24 protein-coding genes are annotated in these 24824 nt (G+C 75.4%); 5 read left to right on the plus strand and 19 right to left on the minus strand.

Translation table 11 applies throughout. From position 1 onward, the window contains the following. Positions 1 to 158: 158 nt before the first annotated feature. The 7 genes from lepB to rpsP form a co-directional block, all read right to left on the minus strand. Positions 159 to 1061 carry a signal peptidase I gene (gene lepB / locus FN207_RS13680; RefSeq protein WP_142459070.1) on the minus strand — a complete coding sequence of 301 codons (903 nt, stop codon included), beginning with the start codon at positions 1059 to 1061 and terminating at the stop codon, positions 159 to 161. Between the two features lie 87 nt (positions 1062 to 1148). Next, positions 1149 to 1505, minus strand: a complete 357-nt coding sequence (gene rplS / locus FN207_RS13685; protein ID WP_089402526.1) for a 50S ribosomal protein L19 — start codon at positions 1503 to 1505, stop codon at positions 1149 to 1151. Between the two features lie 179 nt (positions 1506 to 1684). Continuing rightward, a complete protein-coding gene (locus FN207_RS13690; RefSeq protein ID WP_142459071.1) occupies positions 1685 to 2185 on the minus strand; it encodes an NUDIX hydrolase in 501 nt (166 codons plus the stop codon). After that, positions 2178 to 2915: a tRNA (guanosine(37)-N1)-methyltransferase TrmD gene (trmD, locus tag FN207_RS13695; RefSeq protein WP_142459072.1), complete on the minus strand. Its 738-nt coding sequence runs from the start codon at positions 2913 to 2915 to the stop codon at positions 2178 to 2180. Before trmD ends, FN207_RS13690 begins: the two co-directional genes overlap by 8 nt. After that, on the minus strand, positions 2912 to 3436 hold the full coding sequence (gene rimM / locus FN207_RS13700; RefSeq protein ID WP_142459073.1) for a ribosome maturation factor RimM: 525 nt from the start codon (positions 3434 to 3436) through the stop codon (positions 2912 to 2914). Before rimM ends, trmD begins: the two co-directional genes overlap by 4 nt. A gap of 17 nt (positions 3437 to 3453) precedes the next feature. Beyond that, complete coding sequence (locus FN207_RS13705; RefSeq protein WP_093579987.1) at positions 3454 to 3690, minus strand: RNA-binding protein; 237 nt, start codon at positions 3688 to 3690, stop codon at positions 3454 to 3456. Positions 3691 to 3693: 3 nt separating this feature from the next. Beyond that, complete coding sequence (rpsP, locus tag FN207_RS13710) at positions 3694 to 4173, minus strand: 30S ribosomal protein S16 (RefSeq protein WP_142459074.1); 480 nt, start codon at positions 4171 to 4173, stop codon at positions 3694 to 3696. 158 nt (positions 4174 to 4331) lie between these two features. Here rpsP and FN207_RS13715 point away from each other — a divergent pair, with 158 nt between their 5' ends. Continuing rightward, the gene (locus FN207_RS13715) at positions 4332 to 4730 is read left to right on the plus strand and encodes a VOC family protein (protein ID WP_221888193.1); all 399 of its coding nucleotides are present in this window, start codon (positions 4332 to 4334) and stop codon (positions 4728 to 4730) included. Here the strand turns inward: FN207_RS13715 and FN207_RS13720 are convergent. Further along, the gene (locus tag FN207_RS13720) at positions 4727 to 6475 is read right to left on the minus strand and encodes a proline--tRNA ligase (protein ID WP_142459075.1); all 1749 of its coding nucleotides are present in this window, start codon (positions 6473 to 6475) and stop codon (positions 4727 to 4729) included. The two genes, FN207_RS13715 and FN207_RS13720, sit on opposite strands and share 4 nt — an antisense overlap. A gap of 147 nt (positions 6476 to 6622) precedes the next feature. Here FN207_RS13720 and FN207_RS13725 point away from each other — a divergent pair, with 147 nt between their 5' ends. Further along, positions 6623 to 7201 (plus strand): hypothetical protein, encoded by a 579-nt coding sequence (locus FN207_RS13725; RefSeq protein ID WP_142459076.1) that lies wholly within the window; start codon positions 6623 to 6625, stop codon positions 7199 to 7201. A gap of 6 nt (positions 7202 to 7207) precedes the next feature. Here FN207_RS13725 and FN207_RS13730 read toward each other — a convergent pair whose 3' ends face one another. The 6 genes from FN207_RS13730 to FN207_RS13755 all read right to left on the minus strand — a co-directional run bounded on the left by FN207_RS13730 (position 7208) and on the right by FN207_RS13755 (position 14380). Next, positions 7208 to 8290 (minus strand): amidohydrolase family protein, encoded by a 1083-nt coding sequence (locus FN207_RS13730; RefSeq protein WP_142459077.1) that lies wholly within the window; start codon positions 8288 to 8290, stop codon positions 7208 to 7210. Then, positions 8287 to 9855 carry a signal recognition particle protein gene (ffh, locus tag FN207_RS13735; protein ID WP_110905325.1) on the minus strand — a complete coding sequence of 523 codons (1569 nt, stop codon included), beginning with the start codon at positions 9853 to 9855 and terminating at the stop codon, positions 8287 to 8289. Before ffh ends, FN207_RS13730 begins: the two co-directional genes overlap by 4 nt. A 92-nt stretch (positions 9856 to 9947) precedes the next feature. After that, positions 9948 to 10136, minus strand: coding sequence for a hypothetical protein (locus FN207_RS13740; protein WP_110005685.1), 189 nt, complete (start codon positions 10134 to 10136; stop codon positions 9948 to 9950). A 91-nt stretch (positions 10137 to 10227) separates the two neighbouring features. Further along, entirely contained in the window at positions 10228 to 12597 is a 2370-nt protein-coding gene (locus FN207_RS13745) for a [protein-PII] uridylyltransferase (RefSeq protein ID WP_142459078.1), read from the minus strand. A gap of 98 nt (positions 12598 to 12695) precedes the next feature. Further along, positions 12696 to 13034, minus strand: coding sequence for a P-II family nitrogen regulator (locus tag FN207_RS13750; RefSeq protein ID WP_110005683.1), 339 nt, complete (start codon positions 13032 to 13034; stop codon positions 12696 to 12698). Next, positions 13031 to 14380 carry an ammonium transporter gene (locus FN207_RS13755; RefSeq protein ID WP_142459079.1) on the minus strand — a complete coding sequence of 450 codons (1350 nt, stop codon included), beginning with the start codon at positions 14378 to 14380 and terminating at the stop codon, positions 13031 to 13033. The genes FN207_RS13750 and FN207_RS13755 overlap by 4 nt, the downstream gene beginning before the upstream one ends. Before the next feature lie 334 nt (positions 14381 to 14714). Here FN207_RS13755 and nicT point away from each other — a divergent pair, with 334 nt between their 5' ends. After that, a complete protein-coding gene (gene nicT / locus FN207_RS13760) occupies positions 14715 to 15842 on the plus strand; it encodes a Nickel transporter NicT (RefSeq protein ID WP_221888194.1) in 1128 nt (375 codons plus the stop codon). On the opposite strand, the gene ftsY is transcribed toward nicT, so the two are convergent. Then, positions 15839 to 17059, minus strand: a complete 1221-nt coding sequence (gene ftsY / locus FN207_RS13765; RefSeq protein WP_142459080.1) for a signal recognition particle-docking protein FtsY — start codon at positions 17057 to 17059, stop codon at positions 15839 to 15841. The genes nicT and ftsY overlap by 4 nt on opposite strands. Positions 17060 to 17130: 71 nt before the next feature. On the opposite strand from ftsY, the gene FN207_RS13770 reads away from it, so the two are divergent. Next, positions 17131 to 18831: an alkaline phosphatase D family protein gene (locus FN207_RS13770; RefSeq protein WP_142459081.1), complete on the plus strand. Its 1701-nt coding sequence runs from the start codon at positions 17131 to 17133 to the stop codon at positions 18829 to 18831. Between the two features lie 4 nt (positions 18832 to 18835). Next, complete coding sequence (locus tag FN207_RS13775; protein WP_142459082.1) at positions 18836 to 19651, plus strand: endonuclease/exonuclease/phosphatase family protein; 816 nt, start codon at positions 18836 to 18838, stop codon at positions 19649 to 19651. A gap of 33 nt (positions 19652 to 19684) precedes the next feature. Here the strand turns inward: FN207_RS13775 and smc are convergent, their stop codons facing one another. The 4 genes from smc to mutM form a co-directional block, all read right to left on the minus strand. Beyond that, positions 19685 to 23263, minus strand: a complete 3579-nt coding sequence (gene smc, locus FN207_RS13780; RefSeq protein ID WP_142459083.1) for a chromosome segregation protein SMC — start codon at positions 23261 to 23263, stop codon at positions 19685 to 19687. Positions 23264 to 23333: 70 nt separating this feature from the next. Next, complete coding sequence (locus tag FN207_RS13785) at positions 23334 to 23477, minus strand: hypothetical protein (RefSeq protein ID WP_246066038.1); 144 nt, start codon at positions 23475 to 23477, stop codon at positions 23334 to 23336. Positions 23478 to 23676: 199 nt separating this feature from the next. After that, positions 23677 to 23949, minus strand: coding sequence for an acylphosphatase (locus FN207_RS13790; protein ID WP_142459085.1), 273 nt, complete (start codon positions 23947 to 23949; stop codon positions 23677 to 23679). After that, positions 23946 to 24821, minus strand: coding sequence for a bifunctional DNA-formamidopyrimidine glycosylase/DNA-(apurinic or apyrimidinic site) lyase (gene mutM / locus FN207_RS13795; protein WP_142459086.1), 876 nt, complete (start codon positions 24819 to 24821; stop codon positions 23946 to 23948). Before mutM ends, FN207_RS13790 begins: the two co-directional genes overlap by 4 nt. Between the last annotated feature and the right edge of the window lie 3 nt (positions 24822 to 24824).

The following is a 24824-nucleotide window of genomic DNA, read 5'->3' on the forward strand; positions in this document are numbered from 1 at the left end:
TTCTGCGGCCCGTATTGGTAGTCGCCGTCACAGGGGAAACACCGAGTGGTGACCGACTCCGGATTGTCGACATGGGGACGCAATTTCCGGGAATGGCGCGGGAACGACGACGGCGCCGCCCCTCGGGGAGGGACGGCGCCGTCGGGAGGCGGAGGTGCTCAGCCCGGTGGCGGGCGCAGCCGGCGCCTGCGGTTCCACGCCGCGACCGGCAGCGCGCCGACCAGACCCGCACCCAGCGGCAGGTACTGGCCGACCGTGCCGGAGAGGCCGGCCGCCTCGGTGCCCTGGATGTCCGGGTCGTCGAGGGTGCCGAAGCGCGAGACCGGCCAGACGATGAGCGCGGCCTTGCCGATGACGTCGTCGACGGCGATGGTGCCGCTGTAGCGGTCGCCGACGTGGGACCGCGAGTCGGCCGACGCCGACCGGTGGTCGCCCATGACCCACAGCCGGCCCTCGGGCACGATCACGGGGTCGAACGCGCGGCTCTCCAGCGGGGTGTTCTCGAAGATGTAGGGCTCGTCGAGCGGCTGGCCGTCGACGGTCACCCGCCCCTCGGCGTCACAGCACTGCACGGTCTGCCCGCCGGTGGCGATGACCCGCTTGACGTAGTCGTCCTCGCTGGGCGGCGCGACGCCGACCGCGCGGCCGAGCCAGAGCAGGGCGCCGGTGAACCAGTTCGACGGCTCGGACACCTCGACCTCGGGTGTCCACGTGTCCGGACCCTCGAAGACGACGATGTCGCCGGGCTCGGGTTCGCCGAACCAGTACGGGATCTTGTTGACCAGCACCCGGTCACCGGTGCAGCCGGTGCAGCCGTGCAGCGTCTGCTCCATCGATCCGGAGGGGATGAAGAACGCCTGGGCGAGGAACGTCTTGACCAGCAGCGCCAGCACGAAGGCCACGAGCAGCAGCACCGGCAGCTCGCGCAGCAGCGAGCTCTTCTTCTCCGGGGCGCCCTTCGGCCTCCGCCAGGCGCGGTGCCGTCCGGTGGCCGGTTCCTCGGGCGTGGGGTCGTCCCCCGGGACGACGTCGGCGGGCCCTCCGGACCGGTCGCTGCTCATCGGGAGCCAGCGTACGGCCGCGGAGGACCCGCCGTGGTCAGGCCGGGTCGTTCCGGCCCGGAGTCGTCCGGGGCGAGCCGGGCGCGGTCAGCGCGCGACGGTCTCGCGGCGCTCCTTGATCTTGGCGGCCTTGCCGCGCAGCTCGCGCAGGTAGTACAGCTTGGCGCGGCGGACGTCACCGCGGGTCACGACCTCGATCTTCTCGACGACCGGGGTGTGCACCGGGAAGGTGCGCTCGACACCCACGCCGAAGCTGACCTTGCGGACGGTGAAGGTCTCGCGGATCCCGCCGCCCTGGCGCCGGATGACGACGCCCTGGAAGACCTGGATGCGCGAGCGGTTGCCCTCGACGACGCGCACGTGCACCTTGACGGTGTCCCCGGGGCGGAACTCGGGGATGTCGTCGCGCAGCGAGTCGGCGTCGAGTACGTCCAGGGTGTTCATCGCGGCATTCCTCGGTCTCAGCAGTGGCTCGTCGTCGGTCCGGGCAGCGGGACACCCCGCGCTCCGGACCAGGGGGCTGCGACTCCGGGGACCCGTCGGCGGGCGCCTCCGGTCTGCAGCGACTCTCTACTGTGCCACATCCGCGCCGGCCTGCCGAGTGCGGCCCCGCGGAACGGGCGTCAGTCGACGACCCGGGGTGGCCGACGCCACGCTCCGGCGAGCAGCTCGGGCAGCACGTCGGCGAGCTCGCGCGGCGCGAACTCCACGTCCGCGGCGGCGATCTCGGCTGGCGTCCACCAGCGGTGCGGCTCCTCCCCCAGCAGCTCCAACTCGGTGCGGCCGGCGGCGTCCACCTCGTGGACGACGTCGCGCAGGACGAAGAACGTCTCCCGGGAGTCGACGTCGACGCCGGCGAAGGGACCCACGTGCCGGCGCAGCCAGACGGGGCCCTCCAGCGCCGCCGGGTCGACCACCAGGCCGATCTCCTCGGCGAGCTCGCGGGCGGCGGCCTGGCGGACGGTCTCGCCGTCCTCCACTCCCCCGCCGGGCGTGTACCAGAACAGCACGTCACCGGGCGGGACCGCCGGGTCGGTCAGCCGGGCGCCGAGCAGCAGCACCCGCCCGTCGGGGTCGAGCACGACGACCCGCGCCGTCGGCCGCACCACCGCGCGCTCAGGCACCGTCGAGGGCCGCCCGGTCGGCCGGGGTGAGCGCGTCCTCGGGCAGCGCGGCCAGCAGGTCCGGACGCCGGGTCGCGGTGCGCCGCAGGGACTCCGCGCGCCGCCACCGGGCGATGGCCGCGTGGTCGCCGGAGAGCAGCACGGGCGGCACGTCGAGCCCACGCCAGGACGCCGGGCGGGTGTAGGAAGGGCCCTCGAGCAGCCCGTCGGCGTGCGAGTCGAACTCCACCGAGTCGCGGTTGCCCACGACGCCGGGCAGCAGCCGGGTGACCGCCTCGACCATCACCAGCACCGCGGACTCACCGCCGGCGAGGACGTAGTCGCCGATGGAGACCTCCGACACCGGCCCGGACTCCGCGGCCCAGTCGGCCACGCGCTGGTCGATGCCCTCGTAGCGGCCGCAGGCGAAGACCAGGCCGGGCTCGGTGGACCACTCGGCGGCGACGGCCTGGGTGAACGGGCGCCCGGCGGGCGTCGGCACGACCAGCCGCGTGCCGGGCGGCCGGACGGCCTCCAGGGCCCGCGCCCACGGCTCGGGGCGCATCACCATGCCGGGGCCGCCGCCGTAGGGGGCGTCGTCGACGGTGCGGTGGACGTCGTCGGTCCACTGCCGCAGGTCGTGCACGCCGACGGCGAGCAGGCCGCGCTCCGCGGCCTTCCCCAGCAGCGACTGGCGCAGCGGGGCGAGGTACTCGGGGAAGATCGTGACGACGTCGATGCGGAAGGTCACAGGTCGAGCAGCCCCTCGGGCGGGTCGACGACCACGATCCCGCCGGCGACGTCGACGGTCGGCACGATCGCCGAGACGAAGGGCACCAGCAGCTCCCCGCCGTCGACGCGGGCCACGACCAGCAGGTCGGCGCCCTCGTGGCGGACGGCGGTCACCTCGCCCAGCGGCGTGCCGTCGGGCAGCTGCACGCCCAGGCCGTGCAGCTGGTGGTCGTAGTAGGCGTCGGGGTCCTCCAGTGCCGGCAGGTCGGCGACGGGGACCTCGAGCAGGGTGTCGCGGAGGGCCTCGACCTCCTCGCGGGAGTCGTAGCCCTCGAACGCGAGCAGCAGCACCTCGCGGTGCCAGCGGGCGCCGGCGACGGTCAGCGGACCGCGGTCGGCGGGGACGGTGCGGAGGACGGCACCGGGGACGAACCGGTCGTCGGGGTCGTCGGTGCGGACCTCGATGGTCGCTTCACCACGGACACCGTGGGGCCGGCCGATGCGGCCGACCACCACGGTGTCGTCAGGAGTGGGTCCCACGTCCGGGACGCGAGGGCTCAGCGCCCGTCGGTGTCGACGACGTCGACCCGCAGGCCGCGGCCGCCGACGCCGGTCATGACCGTGCGCAGCGCCTTGGCGGTGCGCCCGCCTCGGCCGATCACCTTGCCGAGATCGTCGGGGTGGACCCGGACCTCGAGGGTCTTGCCGCGACGGCCGCCGACCATGTCGACGGTGACGTCGCGCGGGTGGTCGACGATGCCCTTGACCAGGTGCTCGAGCGCCTCTTCGAGCACGTCTTACTCGGCGGGCGTCGAGGTGGCGCCGGCGGCCGGGCCCTCGCCAGCGGCACCGGCGGCCTCGGCGACGGCGGCGGGGGCGTCGTCGGCCTTGGGCGCGGCCTTCTTCTTCGGGGTGGTCGCGCCGGCGGCCGGCTCGTCGCCGTTGCCGCGGACGGCCTCCTCGTAGAGGGCCTTGCGGTCGGGCTTCGGGGCGGCGACCTTCATGGGCGGCGGGGCCGGCTCGCCCTTGAACTTCTGCCAGTCACCGGTGACGCGGAAGATGGCTGCGACCGGCTCGGTGGGCTGGGCGCCCACGCCGAGCCAGTACTGCGCCCGCTCGGTGTCGACCTCGATGAAGGAGGGGTCCTCCTTCGGGTGGTACTTGCCGATCGTCTCGATGACGCGGCCCTCGCGCTTGGTGCGCGAGTCGGCGACGACGATGCGGTAGTACGGAGCACGCATCTTGCCCAGACGCATGAGCTTGATCTTGGTGGCCACGGTGGCTCGGATTCTCCTCGAACGCTGTTCGTCGGTGCTCGCCGGACGGACGCGTGGGGTTACGCCGGGGCGGAGCCAGGGACACGGCCGGCGTCGGTGAGAGGGCCGCGCACCGCCGTGTTCGACCGTCCATGATGCCAGATGCCGGGAGGCACGTGATGACCAGCCGGGGTCTGCTCCACCACGTGGAGCTGTGGGTGCCCGACCTCGACCGGGCCGAGCGGTCGTGGGGCTGGCTGCTGACCGCCCTGGGCGCGCAGCCGTACCAGTCCTGGGAGCGCGGCCGGTCGTGGCGGCTGGACGAGGTCTACGTCGTGGTCGAGCGCTCGCCGGACCTGTCCGCGGACATCCACGAGCGCCGGCGGCCGGGCCTCAACCACCTCGCGTTCTGGGCGGGGACGCCCGCGGACCTCGACGCCCTGGTGGCCGCGGCGCCGGCGCACGGGTGGCGGCTGATGTTCGCCGACCGCCACCCGTTCGCCGGCGGCCCGGACCACCGCGCCGCCTACCTCGAGGACCCCGACGGCTACGAGGTCGAGCTCGTGGCGGAGAGCTAGCCCCGGGCCGCGGTGAGGACGGCGGCCGCGGCGTCGGCCACCGGGACCTCCGTCCGCTCCCCCGTCGCCCGGTCGCGCACCTCGACGACGCCCTGCGCCAGGCCGCGGCCCACCGTGACGATCGTCGGCATCCCGAGCAGCTCGGCGTCCTTGAACTTCACGCCGGGCGACACCTTCGGCCGGTCGTCGTAGAGGACGGTCAGGCCGGCGGCCACCAGCTCGTCGGCCAGCCGCTCGGCGGCCTCGAACACCGCGGCGTCCTTGCCGGTGGCGACCAGGTGCACGTCGGCCGGGGCGATCTCGCGCGGCCAGACCAGGCCCAGCTCGTCGTGCGTGGACTCGGCGATCGCGGCCACCGCGCGGGAGACGCCGATGCCGTAGGAGCCCATCGTGACCGTGACGAGCTTGCCGTTCTCGTCGAGCACCTGCAGGCCCAGCGCGTCGGCGTACTTGCGGCCGAGCTGGAAGATGTGCCCGATCTCCACGCCGCGGGCCAGCTCCAGCGGGCCGGAGCCGTCGGGCGCGGGGTCGCCGGGCAGCACCTCGGCGGCCTCGACGGTGCCGTCCCAGGAGAAGTCGCGGCCGGCCACCAGGTCGAACACGTGCTTGCCCGGCTCGTTGGCGCCGGTCACCCACCGGGTGCCGGGGACCACGCGCGGGTCGACGAGGTAGCGGATGCCCGACGCGCTGTCCTTCCCGAGCACCTGCGGCCCGATGTAGCCCTTGACCAGCGCCGGGTGCTTCTCGAAGTCCGCGAACGGCTCCACCTCGGCGGGCGCCATCTGCGCCTCGAGCCGCTTGGCGTCGACCTCGCGGTCGCCGGGGACGCCGACGACGAGCGGCTCGCGGGTGCCGTCGGGGTGCACCAGCGTGACGACGACGTTCTTCAGGGTCGAGGCCGCCGTGTACCCGGCGTCGGGGAACAGCTCCCGGGCGACGGCGACCAGCGTCTCGATGGTCGGGGTGTCGGGGGTGTCCTCGACGTGCGCCTCGGGCAGCCCGTCGAGCGGGATCGGCTCGGGGACGACGCTGGCGACCGCCTCGACGTTGGCCGCGTAGCCGCCGGCCGAGCGCACGAAGGTGTCCTCGCCGATCTCGGTGGGGTGCAGGAACTCCTCGCTCCTGGAGCCGCCCATCGCGCCCGACATCGCCGAGACGATCACGTACTCCAGGCCCAGCCGGTCGAAGATCCGGATGTAGGCGGCGCGGTGCGCGGCGTAGGAGGCGTCCAGGCCGGCGTCGTCGACGTCGAAGGAGTAGCTGTCCTTCATCGTGAACTCGCGGCCGCGGAACAGCCCGGCCCGAGGCCGCGCCTCGTCCCGGTACTTGGTCTGGATCTGGTACAGCGACAGCGGCAGGTCCTTGTAGGACGAGTACAGGTCCTTCACCAGGAGCGTGAACATCTCCTCGTGCGTGGGGCCGAGCAGGAAGTCCGCGCCGCGGCGGTCCTGCAGGCGGAAGAGGTTGGGGCCGTACTCGGTCCACCGGTTGGTCGCCTCGTAGGCCTCGCGCGGCAACAGCGCCGGGAAGTGCACCTCCTGGGCGCCCATCCGGTCCATCTCCTCGCGGACGACGCGCTCGACGTTGCGGAAGACCCGCCAGCCCAGCGGCAGCCAGGTGAACCCGCCCGGCGCGGCCCGCCGGATGTAGCCGCCGCGCACGAGGAGGCGGTGGCTGGGCACCTCGGCGTCGGCCGGGTCGTCGCGCAGGGTGCGCAGGAACAGGGAGGACATCCGCAACAGCACGGACAGAGTCTCCCAGGGCGCGCGAGCCGGTTGTGCCGCGCGGTCAGCAGCTCGCAAGGGGGTCGCAAGTGCCGGCGGCGACCGTCGTCCCCAGCGAGCCGCCGACCGGCGGGCTCGAACCCGCCGAGAACCCCTGGAGCTCCCCCCGTGCGCACGCCCCGCCGACTGGCCACCCTCGTCCTCGCCGTCTCCGCGAGCGCGGCCCTCGCCGCCTGCTCGTCCCCGGTCAGCGGCACGGCCACCCCGGTCTCCCAGGGCCAGGAGGCCTCGACCGACCCCGCCGCCCCGCCCGTGGAGGAGGCCGGCGACACCGACCCCGTCCCGAGCCCCGCGCCGCAGACCTCCCCCGGGACGGGCGGCACCGGGACGGGCACCGACGACGACCTCCCCGTCCCCGGCGCCGGCGTGCCCGGCGACCTGGGCCTGTGCCAGGCGGTCGTCGGCTGGTACGGCTACGCCGGCCTGTCGCTGATCTCCGTCGACGAGAACGGCTACGTCGACCCCGCCTCCGTCGTCCCGCTGCTCGAGGCGCTGCGCGACGCCCCCGCCGACCACCAGGACGCCAGCGCGCCGCTGCTCGCCGCCGCCGACGACGTCTCCGGGGTCACCGACGAGGTGATCGGCCAGCTCGGGTCGGGCACCGACGTGTTCACCGCCTTCGAGACGCTGACCGGGCCGGTCACCGACTTCGGCGCCGCCTGCACGAGCGCCGGCGTCGCCGTCTGACCGGGCTCAGACGACCCGGCCGCGCAGCACGGTGAGGACCGGCCGGGTCAGCGTGTCGAGGTCGGCGCGCGGGTCGGCCTCGTAGACGACGAGGTCGGCCGGCGCCCCCTCCTCGATGCCGGACAGCCCCAGCCAGGCGCGCGCGGACCACGACGCGGCGGCCAGCGCGGCCTCGGCGGGCAGCCCGGCCCGGCACAGTGCACGGACCTCGTCGGCGATGCGGCCGTGCTCGATGCCGCCGCCGGCGTCGGTGCCGGCGAACACCGGCACCCCGGCCTCGTACGCCGCCCGGACGACGGCACCCGACTGCGCGTACAGCCGCCGCATCGTGCTCGCGTACGTGGGGAACCTCGCCTCCCCCGCCGCGGCGAAGCCGGGGAAGTTCTCCACGTTGACCAGCGTCGGGACGACGGCGGTCCCCCGCGCGGCCATCTCGCCGACGAGGTCCTCGGTCAGCCCGGTGCCGTGCTCGATGCAGTCGATGCCGGCGCGGACCAGGCCGGGCAGCGCGTCGGTGCCGAAGGTGTGCGCGGTGACCCGCGCACCCTCCTCGTGCGCCGCGGCGATCGCCTCGACCACGACGTCGGCCGGCCACTCCGGCGCGAGGTCGCCCACCGAGCGGTCGATCCAGTCGCCGACGAGCTTGACCCACCCGTCGCCGCGGCGGGCCTGCACCCGCACCTCGGCGACGAGGTCCGCGGGCTCGAGCTCGACGGCCAGGCCCGGGATGTAGCGGCGGGTGCGGGCGAGGTGCCGGCCGGCCCGGACGATCCGGGGCAGGTCGGGTTCGTCGTCCAGCGCCCGGGTGTCCACCGGCGAGCCGCAGTCGCGCAGCGCGAGCACGCCGGCGGCCCGCTCGGCCAGCGCCTGCTCCCGCAGCCCGGCCCGGTCCTCCACCGGCACCCCGCCGTGGCCGATGCCCACGTGGCAGTGCGCGTCGACCAGACCCGGCAGCAGCCATCCGCCGCGGGACACGGTCTCCGCGCCCGGCACCGGGTCGAACGTCACCCGGCCGTCGCGGATCCACAGGTCGCGGTGCTCGCCCTCGGGGAGGACGACCCCGGAGACGTGGAGGGCCGGCGCGCTCACCGCCCGGGCCGCTCGTCCCCGAACTTGCTGAAGTCGAGCTTGCTGAGGTCGGGCAGCGCCTGGCCCGGGGGCAGCGCGGGCATCCCGCCGGGCAGGCCACCACCGGGGAAGCCGGCGCCCGGCGGCAGGCCGGGAGCGCCCATCGGACGGCGGGCGGGCGCCTTGCCCTTCCCCTTCTTGCCCTTCTTGCCCTTCGCCGACTGGGCCTGCATCTGCCGGCCGCGGGCCTTCTTCGACATCGGGCCCATGCCGGGCAGGCCCATGCTGCCGGCCATCTGGCCCATCATCTTCTGGGCCTGCGCGAAGCGCTCCAGCAGCTGGTTGACCTCGGTGACGGTCACGCCCGAGCCGTTGGCGATGCGCACCCGGCGCGACGCGTTGATGATCTTCGAGTCGACGCGCTCCTGCGGCGTCATCGACCGGATGATCGCCGCGGTGCGGTCGAGGTCGCGGTCGTCGACCTGCTTGAGCTGCTCCTTCATCGCGCCCGCGCCGGGCAGCATGCCGAGCAGGTTGGCGATCGGGCCCATCTTGCGGATGGCCATCATCTGCTCGAGGAAGTCCTCGAGCGTGAAGCCCTCGCGGCTGACGAGCTTGCCGGCCATCTTCTCGGCCTGGTCGGCGTCGAAGGCCTGCTCGGCCTGCTCGATGAGGGTGAGCACGTCGCCCATGCCGAGGATGCGCGAGGCCATCCGCTCGGGGTGGAAGACGTCGAAGTCGGTGAGCTTCTCGCCGGTGGAGGCGAACATGATCGGCTGCCCGGTCACGTAGCGCACCGAGAGCGCGGCACCACCGCGGGCGTCGCCGTCGAGCTTGGTGAGGACGACGCCGGAGAAGCCGACGCCGTCGCGGAAGGCCTCGGCGGTGGTGACGGCGTCCTGGCCGATCATCGCGTCGACGACGAACAGCGTCTCGTCGGGCTGCACGGCGTCGCGGATGCCGGCGGCCTGCGCCATCAGCTCGGCGTCGATGCCCAGCCGGCCGGCGGTGTCGACGACGACGACGTCGTGCATGGTGCGGCGGGCGTGCTCGATCGAGTCGGCGGCCACGCGGATCGGGTCGCCGACGCCGTTGCCGGGCTCGGGCGCGTAGACGTCGACGCCGGCCTGCTGGGCGACGATCGAGAGCTGGTTGACCGCGTTGGGGCGCTGCAGGTCGCAGGCCACGAGGAGCGGCGCGTGGCCCTGCCCCTTGAGCCAGCGGCCGAGCTTGCCGGCCAGCGTCGTCTTACCGGAGCCCTGCAGACCGGCGAGCATGATCACCGTGGGCGACTGCTTGGCGTAGCGCAGCCTGCGGGTCTCGCCGCCGAGGATCTCGACGAGCTCCTCGTTGACGATCTTGATGACCTGCTGGGCCGGGTTGAGCGCCTGCGAGACCGCGGCGCCGCGGGCCCGCTCCTTGAGCGCGGCGATGAAGGCGCGCACCACCGGCAGCGCCACGTCGGCCTCCAGCAGCGCGATGCGGATCTCGCGCGCGGTGGCGTCGATGTCGGCGTCGGTCAGCCGGCCCTTGCCGCGCAGGCCGGCGAAGACCTTGTCGAGGCGGTCGGAGAGTGTCTCGAACACGAGCAGTCCTCAGCAGTCACGGGCGCGGACGGGCCGCGCCACCTGACCCCAGGGTATCGACCCGGGCGACCGCCCCCGGCCGTGCGCGCCGCTCAGGCCGCGCGCCGCACCGCCGCCGCGACCACCGTCTCCAGGCCGCCGAGCAGGAACGCGCCGCCGCAGTCGGTGCACGCCCACTCGGGGCACTCGCCGTCGTCGTCGGTGTGCCCGTCGGCGCAGGGCGGCTGCTCGAACAGCCGGTCCTCGCCGCAGGTCGGGCAGGGCCACGTCTGAGCGGTCACGGGTGCTCCCCCTCGGCGTCGTCGGTCGCGGGACCGGTCCGTCCCGCGTCAGCCCGACGGTCGCACGCGGCACCGACAGTTCCGGCGTTCCTCAGTCCGGCGTGTCGGACCGCCCGCTGTGCGCCGGGTCGGGTACGGCACCGCGCGTGGCGGCGGCGAGGGCGGTCTCGACGCGGCCCCGCTGCTCGGCGTCGATCGGGCAGCCGGCCGCGTTGCACACGTAGAAGTAGTCCGCGGCGTCGGCCCCGAGCGTCTCGATCCGCGCGGAGGTGACGTCGAGCCCCTCGGCGGCCAGCGCGGCGGTCAGCCGGTACAGCAGCCCCGCCCGGTCCCCGGCGCGCACCTCCACGATGCTGGTCGCCTCCCCGCTGACCTCCGAGTCGTGCCAGGAGATCCGCGGCGGCGCCGAGCGGGCGGCGTCCTGCCGGTAGTCGGCCTCGCGCTGACGCAGCCGCTCGGCCAGCGGCAGCGTCCCCTCCAGGGCCGCGCGGACGGCGTCGACGAGGATCGTCGGCTGCGGGGCGCGGCCGAAGCGGGGCCGGACGGCGAACACCGCGGTCGCCCGGTGCCCGGCGACGTTGACCTTCGCGGCGCGGACGTCGAGCTGGTTGAGCGCCAGGACCCCGGCCAGCCGGCTGAACAGGCCGGGCGCGTCGGGGGCGCCGATGGTGACCTGCTGGCCGTCGGCGACGTCCTCGACCCCGACGGTCACCGTCCCGTCCTCGGCCGCCTGGGCCGCCGAGGGCTCGGTCGGGTGCAGGACGGGGTCGGGCTCGGCCACCGGCGTCCCGCCGAGGTGAGCCTGCACGCGGGCCACCAGGTGCGCGACCAGGTGGGCCTTCCACGGCGACCACGCCGAGACGCTCGTGGCCGCGCCGTCGGCCTGGGCGAGGGCGTGCAACAGCTGCAGCACCTGCGCGTCGCGGCCGATGGTGTCGGCGACCCGCTCGATGGTCGCGGGGTCGTCGATGTCGCGGCGGGTGGCGGTGTCGGGCAGCAGCAGGTGGTGGCGCACCAGGGTGCCGAGGACGGCGACGTCGGCCGGCGCGAAGCCCATGCGCTCGGCGACGGCGGCGGCGATCGGCTCCCCGACGACGCTGTGGTCGCCGGGCCAGCCCTTGCCGACGTCGTGCAGGAGGGCCGCGACGAGCAGCAGGTCGGGGCGGTCGACGTCGTGGGTGAGCTCGGCGGCGGCCGTGGCGGCCTCGACGAGATGACGGTCGACGGTGAACCGGTGCCACGGGTGGCGCTGCGGCAGCGACCGCACGCGGTCCCACTCGGGCAGCAGCCGCGACAGCAGGCCCTCCTGGTCGAGCTGCTCGAGGACCGGCACCGCCGAGCGCCCGCTGGCCAGCAGCCGCAGGAACGACCAGCGGACCTCGGCCGGCCACGGCTCGGGCACCGGCGGGGAGTGCACGGCGAGCACCTTGAGCGTGTAGGGCGAGAGCAGCAGGTCGGCGCGGGCGGCCGCGGCGGCGCCGCGCAGGACCAGCCCGGGATCGGCGGCCGGGCGGGCGTCGCGGGCGAGCACCACCTCGTCGCCCTGGCGCACCACACCGTCGGCCAGCGGCTCGCGCCGCACCCGGCGGTAGCGCGCGCGGGGGCGGCGGACCAGCGCGGCCTCCACCCGCCGCCAGGTGTCGTCGGCGACGAAGGCCAGCCGGCGCCCGGCGAGGCTCACCTCGCGCAGCAGCACGTCCTCGTCGGCCAGCCCGAGCGCCACCGCGACCGGCCGCTGCTCCTGCCGGACGAGGACGTCGGTGGACCGGCCCGAGCGGCGCCGGAGCTCGTCGCGGACGTCGAGCAGGAAGGAGTAGGCCGCCTCCACCTCGGCGGAGGGCTCGTCGACCAGCTGGGCGGCGGCCACCGCGCGCAGCACCTGTCCCTCGCGCAGGCCGCCGTAGGCCTCCTTGAGGTCGGGTTCGAGGAGGAACGCCAGCTCCCCGACCTGGCGGGCCCGGCCGCGGCGCAGGTCGCGCAGCTGCGGCAGCAGCCTCGACGCCGACTGCCGCCAGCTGGCCAGGGTGGCGGTGCGCAGCGACGCGGCGAGCGCGGCGTCGCCGGCGACCAGCCGGGCGTCGAGCAGGCCCAGTCCCGCCTTGACGTCGGTCGAGGCCACCGACACCGCCTCGGACACCGACCGCACCGAGTGGTCCAGCCGGGCACCGGCGTCCCAGATCGGGTACCAGACGGCGTCGGCGAGGGCGGCCACCTCCGGCCGGCCGTCGTGGACGAGCACGAGGTCGAGGTCCCCGTGCGGCGGGGGTTCGCGCCGGCCGAGGCTGCCGACGGCCACCAGCGCGATGCCGTCGGTGCCCGTCCGCGGCGCGGTGGCACCGCGGGACTGCCGGGGCGGCGGCGTCCCGGCGACGGCGTCGGCCAGCAGGCCGCCGAGCCAGGCGTCGAGCAGCCGCACCCGCTCGGCGCGGGGCAGGTCGGGCAACGACCCGAGGTCGGGCACGGGATCCCCCTGGGTGGTGGCGGGCGGGACGGCGTCGGCCGGGGCGGTGGGGGCCTCCCACCACCCCGGCCGACGGTCGATCTCCGGCGTTACCGGGCCTAGAGCGCGTCCTCGCCGCGCTCGCCGGTGCGGACCCGCACGATCTCGTCGATCGTGGTGACCCACACCTTCCCGTCGCCGATCTGGCCGGTCGAGGCCGACTCGACGACGGCGTCCACCACGCGGGCGGCGTCGATCTCACCGACGACGACCTCGATGCGGACCTTGGGCACGAAGTCCACCTGGTACTCCGCACCGCGGTAGACCTCGGTGTGGCCGCGCTGGCGGCCGAAGCCCTGGACCTCGCTCACGGTCAGTCCCGTGATCCCGATCAGCTCGAGGGCGTTCTTCACGTCGTCGAGCTTGAAGGGCTTGATGATCGCGGTGACGAGCTTCATGCCAGCGTCCTCTCGGTGTTGCGGGCCTCGGCGCGCGCCTGGCCGGCCAGTGGGGCGGTGGAGCCGCTGCTGCCGAGCGAGGCGAAGTCGTAGGCGGACTCCGCGTGCACGACGTTGTCGATCCCGGTGACCTCGTCCTCCTCGGCGATCCGGAAGCCGATCGTCTTCTGGATCACGAAGCCGATGACCAGCGTAAGGACGAAGGAGAAGACCAGGACGGCGACCGCACCGACGGCCTGCCGCCAGAGCTGGTCGACGCCGCCTCCGTAGAACAGGCCGTCGACGCCGGCCGGCGCGTCGGCCGTGGCCAGGAAGCCGATGGCGAGGGTGCCCCAGAGGCCACCGACGAGGTGCACGCCGACGACGTCGAGCGAGTCGTCGTAGCCGAAGCGGTACTTCAGGCCGACGGCGAGGGCGCAGAGGACACCGGCGACGATCCCCAGGACGATCGCGCCGATCGGCGAGACCGATGAGCAGGCCGGGGTGATGGCGACCAGGCCGGCGACCGCGCCGGATGCGGCACCCAGCGAGGTGGCGTGCCCGTCGCGCAGCTTCTCCGTGAGCAGCCAGCCGAGGATCGCGGCGGCGGTGGCGGCCAGGGTGTTGACCCAGACGACGGCGGCGGTGTTGTTGGCCGCCAGCGCCGAGCCGGCGTTGAAGCCGAACCAGCCGAACCACAGCAGGCCCGCGCCGAGCATGACCAGCGGCAGGTTGTGCGGCCGCATCGCCTCGCGGCCGAAGCCGCGGCGCTTGCCGAGCACCAGCGCGAGCGCCAGGCCCGCGGCACCGGCGTTGATGTGCACCGCGGTCCCGCCGGCGAAGTCGATCGCCGCCAGGTTGTTCGCGATCCAGCCACCGGTGTGGGTCACGACGCCGTCGTCGCCGGTGAGGGTGAAGTCGAAGACCCAGTGGGCGACCGGGAAGTAGACGACCGTCGCCCACAGTCCGGCGAAGACCATCCAGGAGCCGAACTTGGCGCGGTCGGCGATCGCGCCGGAGATCAGCGCGACGGTGATGATCGCGAACACGGCCTGGAAGCCGACGAAGGCCATGGACGGCAGGCCGCCGGCCTCGCTGGTGGTGTCCTCCATGAGGCCCGCGAGGCCGAAGAACTCACCGGGGTTGCCGAGCAGGCCGGCACCGACGTCGTCGCCGAAGGCGACGGAGTAGCCGTAGAGCACCCAGAGCACGGTGATCAGTGCGAGGGCCCCGAAGCTCATCATCATCATGTTGAGCACGCTCTTCGCGCGGACCATGCCGCCGTAGAAGAGCGCCAGGCCTGGCGTCATCAGCAGCACGAGCGCCGCGCTGGTGAGGATCCAGGCGGTGTCGCCGGTGTTGACCACGGCAACCTCCTGAGGTGGGTCGTGGGCCGAGGGCCGCAACGAGGGAACGGGCCCCGGCAGGCCGGGGTCGGACGGGTCGCGGTCGCAGCCCTCCCTGGCGGCGACGCGGCGTTCACGGTGCCGGGCGGGTGTTTCCGGAGGCGTCGTCGACCTGTTTCCGGACGGTGAACTCCGCGCCGCGTGTCCCGGGGGCGTGTGTCGGCCGTGTTGCCGGCGCCCCGGGACGTGTCCGCCGTCACGTCCGGGTGGGCGTTCTTGCTGCGAGGCCCATGCAGTTGCAAACTGTCTGCAATAAGGTCCTCGGCGTCCGATCGACCGCCCTCCTGGAGGAACCGTGAGCGTCCCCGCCCGAGCCGCCGCCGCACCGCCGGCCGCGCCGCTCCGCCCGGGCCGGCTCCGGGGCTCCTTCTCCCCCCGCGAGTGGCGCTCCATCGCCGGCATGTCGGCGTTCGTGCTGCTGCTGCACGTCGTGGGCTGGGGCGTGCTCGTCCTCGCCGTCGCGCCGCAGGAGTACCGGCTGGGCACCACCGGGGTGCTCGGCGTCGGCGTGGGCCTGACCGCCTACATGCTCGGCGTGCGGCACGCCTTCGACGCCGACCACATCGCCTCGATCGACAACACCACCCGCAAGCTGGTCGAGGACGGCCGCCCGTCGGTGAGCACGGGCTTCTGGTTCTCCCTCGGCCACTCGTCGGTCGTGTTCGTGGCGAGCCTGCTGCTGGTGGCCGGGGTCCGCTCGGTCGCCGGCGTCGTCCAGGACGAGGGCAACGCGGTCGGCGAGACGCTGGCGCTGGTCGGCACGCTCGTGGCCGGCGCCTTCCTGCTGCTCATCGGCCTGATGAACCTGGGCTCGGCCGTGGGCATCGCCCGCGTGTTCCGCCGGATGCGCCGCGGCGAGTACGACGAGGCCGAGCTCGAGCACCACCTGCACAACCGCGGCTTCCTCGCCCGGCTGCTGAACCGGGTCACCCGCCGGGTCAGCCGCGCGTGGCACCTCTACCCCGTCGGCCTGCTCATGGGGCTGGGGTTCGACACCGCCACGCAGGTCGCCCTGCTCGTGCTGGCCGCGGGCTCGGCCGCGTTCGTGCTGCCCTGGTACGCGATCCTGGTGCTGCCGGTCCTGTTCGCGGCCGGGATGAGCCTGTTCGACACCGCCGACGGCGTCCTCATGTCGCGGGCCTACGGCTGGGCGTTCCTCAAGCCGGTCCGCAAGGTCTTCTACAACCTGACCATCACGGTGCTGTCGGTGACCGTCGCGCTCGTCATCGGCGTCCTCGTGCTGGCCGGCCTGCTCGCCGAGCGGCTGCACGTCGACGGCGGCCCGCTGGCCTGGCTGGCCTCGCTGGACCTGGAGTACGTCGGCTTCGCGATCGTGGGGCTGTTCGTGGTGACCTGGGCGGTCGCCGCGGCGATCTGGCGGTTCGGCCGGATCGAGCAGCGCTGGTCGGCCGAGGTCCGCTAGTCCCCTGCGCCGACGAGGCCCTCGGCGAAGGCCTCGGGCTCGAACGGCGCCAGGTCGTCGGCGCCCTCCCCCAGGCCGATCAGCTTCACCGGGATGCCGAGCTCGCGCTGCACCGACACGACGATCCCGCCCTTGGCCGTGCCGTCGAGCTTGGTCAGCACCACGCCGGTGACGTCGACGGCCTGCGTGAACACACGCGCCTGGACGATGCCGTTCTGGCCGGTGGTCGCGTCGAGGACGAGCAGCACCTCGGTGACCGGGCTCTGCTTCTCCACGACCCGCTTGATCTTGCCCAGCTCGTCCATGAGGCCGGACTTGGTGTGCAGCCGCCCGGCGGTGTCGACGACGACGGTGTCGACCTCGGCCTCCACCCCGGTGCGCACCGCCTCGAACGCCACCGACGCGGGGTCGCCGCCCTCCCGGCCGCGCACGGTGAGCACGCCCACCCGCTCGCCCCAGGTCTCGAGCTGGTCGGCGGCCGCGGCGCGGAAGGTGTCGGCGGCACCGAGGACGACGCTCTTCCCGTCGCCGACGAGGACGCGGGCGATCTTGCCGACCGTCGTCGTCTTGCCCGCGCCGTTGACGCCGACGACGAGGACGACCCCGGGCCGGCCCTCGTGCCGGTCGGTGCCCAGGCGGCGGTCGAGGTCGGGACCGAGGACGGCGGTGAGCTCGCGGACCAGCAGCGCGCGCAGGTCGGCCGGCGTGGCGGTGGCCAGCACCATCGACTGGGTGCGCAGCCGCTCGACGATCTGCGTGGTGGCCGCGACGCCGACGTCGGCGGCCAGGAGCGTCTCCTCGACCTCCTCCCAGTCGTCCTCGGTCAGCCGCTCGCGGGCGAGCACGGTGAGCAGGCCGCGGCCCAGCGAGGACTGCGAACGGGCCAGCCGGGAGCGCAGCCGCACCAGGCGGCCGGCCGACGGCGGCGGCGTCTCGAACGCGAGACCCGGCTCGGGCTCGGCCGGCGGCAGCTCGACGGCGGGCGGGGCCTCCGGCGAGACCGGCTCGACGGGGGCGAGCCCCTGGCCGGAGGCGGTGGCGCCCGCGGGCCGGTCGGTCTCCGGCGGGGCGGCCGGCGGGCGCGGGCGGGTGAGCGTGGTGCCCGAGACCGCGTCGTCGTCCAGGCGGGTGGTGCGGCGGCCGCGGCCGACGAGCAGGCTGACCCCGGCGACCAGGGCCACGAGGACGATCGCGATCGCGATCAGCACGAACTCCATGGCCGTCATCTTCCCAGCCCGCGCACAGCGGGCTCTGGGCGGAAGGCAGGTCGGTGGGCCACGCTGACGGCATGCCGCTGCCCGAGGGGGACACCCCGACCCTCCTGATCGGTCCGCTCCTGCGGCACGTCGACCCCGTGTCGGCCACCGTGTGGGTGGAGACCGACCGCCCGTGCACCGTCGACGTCCTCGGGCGGACCGTCCGCACCTTCCGCGCGGGCGGGCACCACTACGCCCTGGTCGTCGTCGAGGGGCTCGAGCCCGGGAGCACGACGCCCTACGAGGTGCGCCTCGACGGCGCGCGGGTGTGGCCCGAGGAGAGCTCGCCGTTCCCGGCGAGCCGGATCCGCACGCCCGGGCGGCCGGGGCCCTTCCGGCTGGCCTTCGGCTCCTGCCGCTACGCCGCGCCGAGCACCGTCGACCTCGACGAGGGCATCCCGCCCGACGCGCTCGACGCCTACGCCGAGCGGGTGGCGTCACTGCCGGAGGACCGGTGGCCCGACGCGCTGGTGATGCTCGGCGACCAGGTCTACGCCGACGAGCTGACCACCGCGACGCGCACCTGGCTGGGCCTGCGCCGGGGTGAGCCGGTCCCCGAGGACGGGCAGACCCGCGACTTCGAGGAGTACACCCGCCTCTACGCCGAGTCCTGGAACGACCCGCAGGTGCGCTGGCTGCTGTCGACGATCCCGTCGTCGATGGTGTTCGACGACCACGAGATGATCGACGACTGGAACACCTCGGCGGCCTGGCGCCGCGAGGTGACCACGACCGACTGGTGGGACGACCGGATCGCCGGCGGGCTGGCCAGTTACTGGGTCTACCAGCACCTGGGCAACCTCTCCCCCGCCGAGCTCGCGGACAACGCGACGTGGCAGGCCGTGCGCGCGCTGCCCGAGGGTGCCGACGCCGAGCCGCTGCTGCGCGAGATGGCCCTCGCCGCCGACCGCGACCCGCACACGGTGCGCTGGAGCTACGTGCGGCACTGGGGCGACGCGCGGCTGCTGATGGTCGACAGCCGCGCCGGGCGGGTGCTCGAGGAGCAGGGCCGCCGGATGGTCGACGACCTGGAGTTCGCCTGGGTCGAGGACCAGATGCGGCAGGCCGTCGAGGACGGCGTGAGCCACCTGCTGGTGGGGACCTCGCTGCCGTGGCTGCTCCCCCACGCCATCGACTCGATCGAGCGGTGGGACGAGGCGCTGGCGGTCCGGCACGAGGGCCGGCTGCTGGGGCGCGCCGCCGAGAAGCTGCGGCAGGCCGCCGACCTCGAGCACTGGGCGGCCTTCGGCGCCTCCTTCGACCGGCTGGGCGCCGCGCTGCTGTCCGTGGCCCGCGGCGAGCACGGCCGGGCGCCGGCGACGGCGGTGGTGCTCTCCGGCGACGTCCACCACGCCTACGCCGCCGAGGTGGTCTCCCCCGGCGGGCTGTCCGCGCGCGTGCACCAGCTCACCGTCTCGCCGCTGCACAACCAGGCGCCGCACCCGATCCGCGTCGGGTTCCGCATCGGCTGGAGCCGCTGGGCGCGGCGGTTCACCGGCGCGATCGCCCGGGCGGCGCGGGTGCGCCCCGCCTCGGTCGAGTGGGCGAAGGCGGCCGGGCCGTTCTTCGGCAACCAGGTGGGCGAGCTGGTCCTCGACGGGCGGGAGGCGCGGTTCGTGCTGCACGTCAGCGACCACCGGCCCGACGGCGAGGAGTGCCTGCAGCAGGTGCTCGACCTGCCGCTGGCCGACCCGGTGCCCACTGCGGCCCCGACCGCGGGGGTGACAGGCTGACGGGGTGACCGATCCCCACGGCGTCAAGCCGGCCCCCGGTCCCGACCAGCCGCCGATCCCGGTGCGGCTGGTCACCTTCAACACCCACCACGGCGTGGGCGACGACCGCCGGCACGACCTCCCCCGCCTGGCGAAGGTGCTCGCGGCCGCCGAGGCCGACGTCATCTGCCTGCAGGAGGTCGACCGGCACTTCGGCGACCGCAGCGAGGACGTCGACCAGGCGCTGCTGCTCTCGCGCGCGCTGGACATGCAGTTGGCGTGGGGCCCGGCCATCGACGAGCCGCGCCCGGGTGAGGGGCGGCGTCGCCAGTACGGCAACGCGCTGCTGTCCCGGCTGCCGATCCTCATCAGCGACGTGCACCCGCTGCCCGGCAGCGGCGAGCCGCGCAGCGCGCTGCGGACCCTGGTCGAGCTCGACGGCGGCGCGCTGTGGGTGACCACCACCCACCTGACCACCCGGTCGGCGGCCGAGCGCGCCGAGCAGGTCGCCCTGCTGCGCGGCCTGTTCGAGGACCCGATGGCCACCGGCGTGGTGGTCGGCGACCTGAACGCCGCGCCCGACGCCCCGGAGCTCGCCGCGCTGCGGGAGGGCTTCCGCGACGCCTGGGAGCTGGCCCCCGACCGCGACGACCAGGCCCGCTGGCGGTTCTGGCAGCGCGACGAGGGCCTCACCCACCCGGCGCGCTCCCCGCACGTGCGCATCGACCAGGTGTGGGTGACCGAGGGCATCGGCGTGGGCGGCGCGCGGGTGCTCGACGGCGCCGGCGCGTCGGACCACCTGCCGCTCGCCGTCGACCTGCTCGTCCCCTCCGGCGTGTAGGCGGCAGAAATGGCCATCTCTGCCGCCTGAGGGTCAGACCGGGTCGGGCTCGCGGAGGCGCTGGCTGATGACGCCGGTGATGCCGTCGCCGCGCATGCTCACGCCGTAGAGGGCGTCGGCGATCTCCATCGTGCGCTTCTGGTGGGTGATGACGATCAGCTGCGACGTCGCCCGGAGCTGCTCGACGAGGGTGAGCAGCCGGCCGAGGTTGACGTCGTCGAGGGCCGCCTCCACCTCGTCGAGCACGTAGAACGGCGAGGGCCGGGCCCGGAAGATCGCCACCAGCAGCGCGACGGCGGTCAGCGACCGCTCCCCGCCGGACAGCAGCGACAGCCGCTTGACCTTCTTGCCCGGCGGGCGGGCCTCGATCTCCACGCCGGTGGTGAGCATGTCCTCGGGGTCGGTGAGCACCAGCCGGCCCTGGCCGCCGGGGAACAGCGTGGCGAACACGCCCTCGAACTCCCGCGCGACGTCGGCGAACGCGGCGGCGAAGACGTCGTGGATGCGCCCGTCGACCTCGCGGACGACGGTCAGCAGGTCGCGCCGGGTGGCCCGCAGGTCCTCCAGCTGGGTGGCGAGGAAGGTGTGCCGCTCCTCCAGCGCCGCGAACTCCTCCAGCGCCAGCGGGTTGACCTTGCCGAGCGTGGCGAGGTCGCGCTCGGCCCGGGCCGCGCGGCGCTCCTGGGCGGCGCGGTCGTAGGGCTCCGGGACAGGCTCGGGCTCCCCCGCGGCCTCGGCGGCGGCCAGCTGCGCGGGCGTGGGCGGCACCGGTGCGGCCGGCCCGTACTCGGCCACCAGCGTGGGCAGGTCGACGCCGAACTCCTCGGCCGCCCGCTCCTCCAGCGCCTCGATGCGCAGCCGCTGCTCGGCGCGGGCCACCTCGTCGCGGTGCACCTCGCTGGTGAGCCGCTCGAGCTCGGCGGTCGCGGCGCGGACCCGGGTGCGGACGTCGAGCAGCTCGGCCTCGCGGGCGGTGCGCTGGCGGGCCAGCTCGTCGCGCTCGGCGGCGGCCCGCTCCAGCGACCCGGCCAGCGCGGTGAGCGCCACCTCGGCGCCGGCGCGCACCCGGGCGGCCACCTCCGCGCCCCGGCGGCGGGCCAGCCGGGCGGCCTCGGCCCGCTCGCGGGCGGCGCGCTCCTGCCGGGCCTGGCGGCGCAGCGCCTCGGCCCGCCCGGACAGGGCGCGCGCCCGCTCCTCCGCCGTCCGCACCGCCAGCCGGGCCTCGGTCTCGGCCTGCCGGGCCGCGGCGACCTCCAGCCGCAGCCGGTCGCGCTGCGCGGGGTCGGGCTCCTGCTCTACCGGTGCGGCCTCGGCCTCGGCCAGCCGGGCCTCCAGCTCGGCCAGCGCCGCCTGCGACTCCTCCAGCGCCCGCTCCGCCCGGCGCTGCGCGGCGGCCGTGCGCTCGGCCTCGGCCGTGGCCGAGCGGGCCGCGGCACCGAGCTCGGCCAGCTCGGTGGCCAGCTTCGAGCGGCTGCGGTCGGCGGCCTGCCGGGCGGCCAGCGCGGTGTCGACGTCGGCCGAGCGCGCGCGGACGGTCTCGCGGGCGGCGGCGAGCCGGCCGGCGAGGTCGGCGGCGCGGGCGCTGGCGTCGGCGAGCTCGCGCTCGGCCTCGTCCACGCGGGCGCGCACCTCGAGGCCGGAGGGCGCGTTGGAGGCACCGCCCGTGGCGCGGTCGGCGCCGACGAGGTCGCCGTCGGCGGTGACCGCGCGGACCTCGGGGTGCGCGGCGACCAGGGCGGCGGCGGCGCCCAGGGTCGGGACGACGGCGACGCGGTCGAGCACCCGCGCCAGCGCCGCGCGCAGCTCCTCCGGGGCCTCGACCAGGTCCAGGGCCCAGCGCACGCCCTCGGGCAGCTCCGGCCGGTCCTCGCGCGGCAGCGTGCCCGGGCCGCCGGTGACCAGCAGCCCGGCCCGCCCGCCGCCGACGTCGCGCAGGTGCGCCAGCGCGTCGACGGCGGCGGTGACCCCGGTGACGACGACGGCCTCGGCCAGCCCGCCCAGCGCCGCGGCCAGCGCCACCTCCGCCCCCGGTGCGACGGTGATCCGCTCGGCGACCGGCCCGAGGACACCGGCCAGCCCGCCCGACGCCCCGGCGGACAGCACCGCGGCCGCGCCGTCGACGGGGGCCAGGCCCTGGGCGAGGGTGTCGCGCCGGGCGGCCCAGGAGGCGCGGTCGCGCTCGGCGGCCCGCTCGGCGTCGGCCAGCTCGGTGACCGTGCGCGCGGCCGCGGCGTGCGCGGCGACGGCGTCGGTGTGCGCGGTGACCAGCGCGGTGTCCTCGTCGTCGGCGTCGGCCACGCCGGCCCGCCGCTCGGTGAGCCGGGCCTCGGCGGCCTCGGCCCGCGCGGTGGCCTCCGCGGCCGCCTGGCCCAGCCGCTCGGCCTCTGCCTGCCCGGCGGCGGCGCGGGAACGCGCGGCGGCGACCTTCCCCGACAGCCGGGCCAGCCCCTCGCGGCGGTCGGCCAGCGCGCGGGTGGCGGCCACCCAGGCGCGCTCCTCGGCGGCCAGCGCCTCGTCGAGCCCGGCACGGGCGGCGACGGCGGTGGCCAGCCGGCCGCGCTCGGCCTCCAGCCCGGCGGCGAGCTCGGCCTCGGTGGCGGCGACCCGGTCGGCCTCGGCCTCGAGCTGCTCGGGGTCGCGGCCGCCGGTCGCGGCGGGCGCGGTGGCGAGGAGGTGGCGGTGCCGCTCGGCGGCGAGCTGGGCGATGCCGCGGAACCGCTCGGTGAGCGCCGACAGCCGGTACCAGGTGTCCTGCGCGGCGCCCAGCCGGGGCGCGTCGGCGGCCATCGCCGACTCCAGCGCGCTCTCCCGCCGCGCCACCCCGGCCAGCTCCGCCTCGACGACGGCGCGCCGCTCGCGGGCGGCGGTCTCGTCGGCGACGTCCTTGGCCAGCGCGTCACGCAGCGCGACCAGGTCGTCGGCGAGCAGCCGGAGGCGGGCGTCGCGCAGGTCGGCCTGCACGCCCGCGGCGCGGCGGGCCACCTCGGCCTGGCGGCCCAGCGGCTTGAGCTGACGGCGCAGCTCCGCGGTGAGGTCGGCCAGCCGGTCGAGGTTGGCCTGCATCGCGTCGAGCTTGCGGAGCGCCTTCTCCTTGCGCTTGCGGTGCTTGAGGACGCCGGCGGCCTCCTCGACGAAGGCGCGGCGGTCCTCGGGGCGGCCGGACAGGACGGCGTCGAGCTGGCCCTGGCCGACGATGACGTGCATCTCGCGGCCGATGCCGGCGTCGCTGAGCAGCTCCTGCACGTCGAGCAGGCGGACCTTGTCGCCGTTGATCTCGTACTCGCTCTCGCCGGAGCGGTACATCCGGCGGGTGACCGAGACCTCGGTGTAGTCGATCGGCAGCGCGCCGTCGGCGTTGTCGATGGTGAGGGTGACCTCGGCCCGGCCGAGGGCCGGGCGGCCGGCGGTGCCGGCGAAGATGACGTCCTCCATCTTGCCGCCGCGCAGCGACTTGGCGCCCTGCTCGCCCAGGACCCAGGCGATGGCGTCGACGACGTTGGACTTGCCCGAGCCGTTGGGGCCGACGACGGCGGTGATGCCCGGCTCCAGACGGAGCGTCGTCGGGGACGCGAAGGACTTGAAGCCCTTGAGCGTCAGGCTCGACAGGTGCACGGGGACAGCAGCCTAGCCCCGCCGGCGCAGGAGGCCGGGACGGACGAGGCGGGGAGGACGGGCGGGGCGCTTACGCCAGGGCCGGCTCGGCCTTGTCGTGGGTCAGGCTGAGCAGCTCGTGGGCGATGACGGCGTCGCGCTGGGCCCGCAGCTCGGTCAGCTCCTGCTCCAGGCGGCGCACCTTGGCGCGCAGGGCCGCGTTCTCGTCCATCACGCGGAGCTCCGCGGGCGATACGACGGAACCGAAGAGGGCCTTGGCCATGGCGAAAACGGCCTTTCCGACAGCGAGAGGGGGTGCCCGCCGCCCCGGGAGGTCGGTCGGCGCGGGCTCGGTGTCCCCAGGGTGACACCCCCGGACACGCAGGTCAACGGCAGGAGCAGGGCGTCGCCGTGTCGGGGGGATGTCGTCTTCGTCACGCGGTGGTGAAGCCGTGTCCCCCCTGTACCGGGCGGTCCTCCGTCACCACGCCGGTCACCCGGCCGGGGGCGCCCGGTCCGTCGAGCGCGGCGACGACGGCGCGGACGTCGTCGGCCGGTCCCTCGAGCTCGACCTCGACGCGGCCGTCGGGCAGGTTGCGCGCCGATCCGGCCAGTCCGGCGTCCTCGGCCAGGCCGCGGACGAACCAGCGGTAGCCGACGCCCTGCACGTGCCCGGAGACCGATACGGACACCCGGACATCGGTCACGACCTGCGGCTCCTCGGCCGGGGCTGGCAGGTCGGGCAGCTGTAGCTCGACCGGTTCATGAACGACTCGCGGACGATCGGCGTCCCGCAGCGGGGGCAGGGGCGATCGGCCTGGCCGTAGACGGCGAGGAACCGGGAGAAGTAGCCGCTCTGACCGTTGACGTCGACGTAGAGGGAGTCGAACGAGGTGCCGCCCTGCGCCAGCGCCTCCCCCAGCACGCTGCGCACGCCGTCGAGCAGGTCGGCGACCTGGGCGCTGGCCAGCCTGTCGGTGGGCCGGGTGCCGTGCAGGCGGGCCCGCCACAGCGACTCGTCGGCGTAGATGTTGCCGACGCCGCCGATCAGCGTCTGGTCCAGCAGCGCCCGCTTGACCTCGGTGCGCCGCCGCCGCAGCGCCGCGGTGAAGGCCGCCTCGTCGAAGGAGGGGTCCAGCGGGTCGATGGCGATGTGCGCCAGGCGCTGCGGGATGCGCTCGCCGTCGGCCTCCTCGACCGCCAGCCCGCCGAAGGTGCGCTGGTCGACGAAGCGCAGCTCGCGGCCGCCGTCGGTGAAGGTGAACCGGGCGCGCAGGTGGGTCTCGTCGGGCTGGGACGGCTTCTCCACCAGCAGCTGCCCGCTCATGCCGAGGTGACCGACGAGCGCCCGGCCCGCGGGCGTGCCGTCGGGCTCGGCCAGCGGCAGCCACAGGTACTTGCCGCGGCGGTGCGCGGCGGTGAGGGTGCGGCCGGTGAGCGCGGCGACGAAGTGGTCGGTCCCCTCGAGGTGCCGGCGGACCGCACGCGGGTGGTGCACCTCGACGGCGGCCACGGTGCGCCCGGCGACCCAGCGCTCCAGGCCGCGCCGCACCACCTCGACCTCGGGCAGCTCGGGCACGGC

The organism is Geodermatophilus aquaeductus (assembly GCF_900182545.1).
GTDB lineage: Bacteria > Actinomycetota > Actinomycetes > Mycobacteriales > Geodermatophilaceae > Geodermatophilus > Geodermatophilus aquaeductus.